Source organism: Halalkalibacterium ligniniphilum, from assembly GCF_000334155.1.
Taxonomy (GTDB): domain Bacteria; phylum Bacillota; class Bacilli; order Bacillales; family Bacillaceae_D; genus Halalkalibacterium; species Halalkalibacterium ligniniphilum.
The window spans coordinates 1-3657 of the sequence record NZ_ANNK01000139.1 but is presented as its reverse complement, the minus strand read 5'-3'; the positions used below and the strand labels follow the sequence as shown (position 1 = coordinate 3657).

Annotated in this window: 4 protein-coding genes; 3 read left to right on the top strand and 1 reads right to left on the bottom strand. The window is 40.2% G+C overall.

Features of this window, described 5'->3' with window-relative positions:
* Nucleotides 1–151: 151 nt before the first annotated feature.
* Nucleotides 152–1450 carry a glutamate-1-semialdehyde 2,1-aminomutase gene (locus tag BLT_RS0116970; RefSeq protein ID WP_017728943.1) on the bottom strand — a complete coding sequence of 433 codons (1299 nt, stop codon included), beginning with the start codon at nucleotides 1448–1450 and terminating at the stop codon, nucleotides 152–154.
* A gap of 337 nt (nucleotides 1451–1787) precedes the next feature.
* Here BLT_RS0116970 and BLT_RS0116965 point away from each other — a divergent pair, with 337 nt between their 5' ends.
* From BLT_RS0116965 to bcp, 3 genes are all read left to right on the top strand, one after another.
* A complete protein-coding gene (locus BLT_RS0116965) occupies nucleotides 1788–2120 on the top strand; it encodes a helix-turn-helix domain-containing protein (protein WP_017728942.1) in 333 nt (110 codons plus the stop codon).
* Nucleotides 2121–2419: 299 nt separating this feature from the next.
* Nucleotides 2420–2851: an ion channel gene (locus BLT_RS0116960; RefSeq protein ID WP_017728941.1), complete on the top strand. Its 432-nt coding sequence runs from the start codon at nucleotides 2420–2422 to the stop codon at nucleotides 2849–2851.
* Nucleotides 2852–3054: 203 nt separating this feature from the next.
* Nucleotides 3055–3522 (top strand): thioredoxin-dependent thiol peroxidase, encoded by a 468-nt coding sequence (bcp, locus tag BLT_RS0116955; protein WP_026105174.1) that lies wholly within the window; start codon nucleotides 3055–3057, stop codon nucleotides 3520–3522.
* Nucleotides 3523–3657: the final 135 nt, after the last annotated feature.

Here is a 3657-nt window from a genome sequence, read left to right as displayed (position 1 = left end):
CTTTCCGCGGGCGGCTGGTGAGCCTCCTCGTGCTTTTTGCACTGTGGGGTCTCACCCTTGCCGCAGGAGTCTACGTCTATTTCCTCCGCCAAGGTTGTGCATTGCTCGCATTTTCAATCAACACGTTCGTTATGTCCCAGCCTCGTGTCGTTTATTTTAATGACGCGACGACGGAAAATGCGTGGTCCACAGCATGTAGAGTCTTTTCAATGTCTTTATCCGTGTGGGCCGTCGTTAAAAACCATGCTTCATATTTCGATGGTGCAAGGTTGATTCCTTGTGAAAGCATTTCTTTAAAAAATACGGCAAACATTTCGTCGTTTGTATTTTCAGCTTGCTCATAATTTTTTACTTGCTCTTCAGTGAAATAAATTGTTAAGGCCCCTTTTAATCGATTAATTGTGATCGGAACCTGATGACGATTGGCATGCTTGAGAATACCTTGTTCAAGTTTTTGGCCGAGTCGATCCAGCTCTTCATAAATCCCTTCCTGTTTTAAAACTTCAAGGCAAGCAATTCCTGCACTCATTGAAGCGGGGTTTCCTGCCATTGTTCCAGCTTGGTAAGCAGGTCCAAGCGGGGCAACCTTCTCCATAATATCGACTCGTCCACCGTAGGCCCCGATCGGAAGTCCACCGCCGATAATTTTTCCTAATGCCGTCATATCTGGTTCGACACCGAGATAATTTTGCGCCCCTCCGTACATGAAACGGAAGGCCGTGATCACTTCATCATAGATAACCAATGCACCAGCATTGTGAGTGATTTCATTCACCCCTTCAAGAAAGCCAGGTTCAGGTTCCACAATCCCAAAGTTTCCGACGATTGGTTCAACTAAGACTGCTGCTACTTCATCTCCCCATTTGTCTATCGCTTCTTTATATGCGTTAAGATCATTAAAGGGAACGGTGATGACTTCCTTTGCAATGTTTTTTGTTACTCCTGCTGAATCGGGAATACCTAGGGTTGAAGGACCGGACCCCGCTGCGACAAGAACGAGGTCTGAATGACCATGATAACAGCCGGCAAATTTGATAATCTTATCTCGACCTGTGTATGCCCGTGCAACGCGAATGGTTGTCATCACCGCTTCTGTTCCTGAATTGACAAAGCGAACTTTTTCTAGAGAAGGAATGGCTTCCTTTAATAACTTCGCAAATTGGTTTTCAAGTTTCGTAGGTGTTCCGTAAAGAACGCCATTTTCAGCAGCCTTTTGAATGGCGTTCGTCACATGAGGGTGAGCGTGCCCCGTAATAATTGGACCGTATGCGGCTAAGTAATCAATGTATTGATTTCCATCAACATCCCAAAAGTACGCACCTTTTGCTTTTTCCATAAAAACAGGTGAGCCACCGCCGACTGCCTTATAAGCTCGGGATGGACTATTGACACCACCTACAATAAGCTGTTGGGCTTCTGCGTATAGTATTTCTGAATTTGTATGGTTCATCCGTATACCCTCCGATTTCACGTTTTCTCTGTTAGTATCTAACCATACGTGTGAAATTAGGGCAAGAAAGAAATTTTATGCTTCTTAAAGAGATGTGCTAAAATGAAGCAAATCAGATCAATACATAATTTTACAATAAGTGAGTCGTTGAGATTAGGAGAAAATGCTCTTATAAGAATGGTTAATAAATGGTAAATTCAAGAGAAGGCCTTGTGAATTTTTTGTTATAGTAATAAATAAATGAATAAAATGGATAAAAATATATAAATTTGAAAAAATAACATTCATCGTTATAATGTTATTGTGGGAGTATATTTTAGTAGGAGATGACAGTACTATGAGTACAACTTTACAATATATCGGAACTCAAATTCGAAGCTTGCGTAAAAAAAACAAGTGGACGCTTAGTGAGCTTTCTCAAAAAAGCGGTGTGACCTTAAATTACTTAGCACAGTTAGAGCGAGGCGAAGTAAACGTAAGTATTAATAAGCTTGAAAAAGTACTGCAAGCATTAAAGGTTGATTGGTCTTTAATTGTTCCATGCTGCTATGAGGAGTCCCCGTTAAAATCAGAGCTTCTAAAAGAGTGTATGCATTTGGAGAATGAGGAACATCTCCGCTTGGCTATTACACTCGTGCAGGAAATGAAAGCATTTCAAGAGTCAAAGTAAGCCTTATATGCTTATGTGGGTCAAGGAGTTAGTTGGAAGCAGCCTTTGTATGTCCTCTTTAATAAAAGCTGCTTATTCTTATACTAGTTAGAAGTATCGTAAACGAAAATAAAATCCTTCTAGCATTCGGACAATGTTTTACAGCCGCTCTTTTTGAGAGTGGCTATTTGCGTTGACAGCAACATCCTTAAAGTGTAGCAAAAAAAGATTGATTTAACGTAATTTTCTGTCATTAATAAAGGTACGTTCTATTTCTAATCTATTGGACGGGCTCATAGGCTTGATAATGAGGTGATGAAATGGAGCTGTTCTTTGTCTTTTTCATTATGCTAATTGCGATTATCGGTTTAGTCATGAGTCTGTTGCTCCTTATCCGCTTTCACCCTTCTTTAGGAAGATACCGCGTGTCAATTCGTCATTTTGTCATGCTTTTGCTCGTCTATATAACCGTGGTGCTGGCATTTTCCGCGGTCTACCTTTCCTTGCAGCTGATTGGCTTTGATGTGATCATAACTGAGAATCTTCATACACGAGAGTCTGCTTTAACACATATTCAAAATATCATCTATTTTAGTGCAGTCACGCTACTGTCGGTTGGATACGGTGACTTTATTCCAATCGGGATAGGACGAATTGTGGCAGTTATTGAAGCCCTTTTTGGTTATTTATTACCCGCAGCTTTTGTTGTGTCGACAATGCTGAAGGATGAAAACTATGAAAAGAAGTTGTAAGTCCGATGCTTTTTCGCTACGGTAGAAAGAGAATGAAAATAATTTTGACCTGCAAATTTGCTTCTATCCCAATGGAGAGAAGCAAATTTGCAGGTCAAACCAGTACAGCCTTGAATAAAGGGGGGCAAAAAAGCTTTGAAGCTTCTGCATTCAGAATGGAAGCTACACCCCTTTTCCATAATCAAAAAAATGGAGGGATTCATATGAAAGTTAAAGTAGGAGAACAAGCACCAGATTTCACATTGCCGGCTAGCAATGGGGAGAATGTTAAGCTCTCAGATTTTCAAGGAAAGAATGTCATTTTATATTTTTATCCAAAAGATATGACACCTGGATGTACGACAGAAGCATGTGATTTTCGCGATCGTGTGTTAGATTTTGAAGGGCTAGATACGGTTATTATCGGTGTAAGTCCTGATCCAGTTGAAAAGCATGCGAAATTTATTGAGAAATATCAGCTTCCTTTTTTATTATTAGCCGATGAAGAAACGAAGGTTGCTCAACTGTATGACGTGTGGAAGCTCAAAAAGAATTTTGGAAAAGAATACATGGGTATCGAGCGTTCGACCTTTGTGATAAATAAAGAGGGCATTCTTGTAAAAGAATGGCGAAAAGTTCGAGTAAAAGACCATGTGGAGAACGCGTTAAACTTTATTAAAGAGATGGAATAGTGCTGTCATTGAACGTCCACTTACTTGAGGAGGGATAAGCATGAACATTGTTTCTTCTGCTCGAACGAAAGATGAGATCAAAAAGCAGCTACAGACTGATTTTCCCCAACTCAATTTTCAATTTTTTAATCGGAT

Bases quoted from the DNA above. Each gene is read 5' to 3' on its own strand.
- BLT_RS0116970 (WP_017728943.1), bottom strand. From the start codon at position 1,450: ATGAACCATACAAATTCAGAAATACTATACGCAGAAGCCCAACAGCTT.
- BLT_RS0116965 (WP_017728942.1), top strand. From the start codon at position 1,788: ATGAGTACAACTTTACAATATATCGGAACTCAAATTCGAAGCTTGCGT.
- bcp (WP_026105174.1), top strand. From the start codon at position 3,055: ATGAAAGTTAAAGTAGGAGAACAAGCACCAGATTTCACATTGCCGGCT.
- BLT_RS0116960 (WP_017728941.1), top strand. From the start codon at position 2,420: ATGGAGCTGTTCTTTGTCTTTTTCATTATGCTAATTGCGATTATCGGT.